This window comes from Peribacillus sp. P4_B1, assembly GCF_056402395.1.
The window spans coordinates 1-1,324 of sequence record NZ_JBFUHM010000143.1; the positions used below are offsets into that span (position 1 = coordinate 1).

Consider the following 1,324-nt stretch of genomic DNA (forward strand, 5'->3'; position numbering starts at 1 on the left):
GTCTTATAGGCAGGTTGCCCACGTGTTACTCACCCGTCCGCCGCTAATCTCAGGGAGCAAGCTCCCATCGATTCGCTCGACTTGCATGTATTAGGCACGCCGCCAGCGTTCGTCCTGAGCCAGGATCAAACTCTCCGAAGAAATGTTTGACTTGCTCATTTGCTTTTTTGATAGTGTGTGCTCACTTAAAATTTAACGTTGGCGCTTTGTTTTGTTCAGTTTTCAAAGAGCAATTTGACTCTTATAAAGAATCAACTTTCTTATCATATCAAAGCCAAATCGGCTTGTCAAGTTTTTTTGGTGGAGCCTAGCGGGATCGAACCGCTGACCTCCTGCGTGCAAGGCAGGCGCTCTCCCAGCTGAGCTAAGGCCCCAAAAAATAATGGTCGGGAAGACAGGATTCGAACCTGCGACCCCTTGGTCCCAAACCAAGTGCTCTACCAAGCTGAGCTACTTCCCGAAAAAACATGGTGCGCCCGGCGGGAGTCGAACCTACAACCTTCTGATTCGTAGTCAGATGCTCTATCCAATTGAGCTACGGGCGCATATTAAGATGGTGCCGAGGACCGGAATCGAACCGGTACGGTAGTCACCTACCGCAGGATTTTAAGTCCTGTGCGTCTGCCAGTTCCGCCACCCCGGCATAAATAAATAGTGGAGCGGAAGACGGGATTCGAACCCGCGACCCCAACCTTGGCAAGGTTGTATTCTACCACTGAACTACTTCCGCGAACATGCGGGTGAAGGGACTTGAACCCCCACGCCTTGCGGCGCCAGATCCTAAGTCTGGTGCGTCTGCCAATTCCGCCACACCCGCACAATAAAATGGTGAGCCATGAAGGATTCGAACCTTCGACCCTCTGATTAAAAGTCAGATGCTCTACCAACTGAGCTAATGGCTCATATAAACTATTTATATATGCTATATTAAGCTTTTATGAAGATGGTGCCGGCAAGAGGACTTGAACCCCCAACCTACTGATTACAAGTCAGTTGCTCTACCAGTTGAGCTACACCGGCAGGTGTAAAATGGTGGAGGATGACGGGATCGAACCGCCGACCCTCTGCTTGTAAGGCAGATGCTCTCCCAGCTGAGCTAATCCTCCATATATAACTGCTTGGCGRCGTCCTACTCTCACAGGGGGAAACCCCCAACTACCATCGGCGCTGAAGAGCTTAACTGCCGTGTTCGGAATGGGAACGGGTGTGACCTCTTCGCTATCGYCACCAAACATATCAGGAACGTTGTTCCTTCAAAACTAGATAATAAGAAGGTATTTCATTTTTTAAAAAGCGTTGGTTAAGTCCTCGATCTATTAGTATC

General features: G+C 49.4%; 9 tRNA genes and 2 rRNA genes. All 11 read right to left on the reverse strand.

Features of this window, described 5'->3' with window-relative positions:
• A 16S ribosomal RNA gene (locus tag AC1DVK_RS26875) occupies positions 1–141 on the reverse strand; the annotation flags it as partial.
• Positions 142–298: 157 nt separating this feature from the next.
• Positions 299–374, reverse strand: a tRNA-Ala gene (locus tag AC1DVK_RS26880).
• Between the two features lie 9 nt (positions 375–383).
• Positions 384–460: transfer RNA gene (locus tag AC1DVK_RS26885), tRNA-Pro, on the reverse strand.
• Positions 461–468: 8 nt separating this feature from the next.
• Positions 469–545 (reverse strand) — tRNA-Arg (locus tag AC1DVK_RS26890).
• Between the two features lie 9 nt (positions 546–554).
• Positions 555–643: transfer RNA gene (locus AC1DVK_RS26895), tRNA-Leu, on the reverse strand.
• Between the two features lie 12 nt (positions 644–655).
• Positions 656–730: transfer RNA gene (locus AC1DVK_RS26900), tRNA-Gly, on the reverse strand.
• Between the two features lie 5 nt (positions 731–735).
• Positions 736–817: transfer RNA gene (locus AC1DVK_RS26905), tRNA-Leu, on the reverse strand.
• A 9-nt stretch (positions 818–826) separates the two neighbouring features.
• Positions 827–902 (reverse strand) — tRNA-Lys (locus AC1DVK_RS26910).
• 42 nt (positions 903–944) lie between these two features.
• A tRNA-Thr gene (locus AC1DVK_RS26915) sits at positions 945–1,020 on the reverse strand.
• Positions 1,021–1,030: 10 nt separating this feature from the next.
• Positions 1,031–1,106: transfer RNA gene (locus AC1DVK_RS26920), tRNA-Val, on the reverse strand.
• Positions 1,107–1,116: 10 nt separating this feature from the next.
• Positions 1,117–1,232, reverse strand: a 5S ribosomal RNA gene (gene rrf / locus AC1DVK_RS26925).
• Between the last annotated feature and the right edge of the window lie 92 nt (positions 1,233–1,324).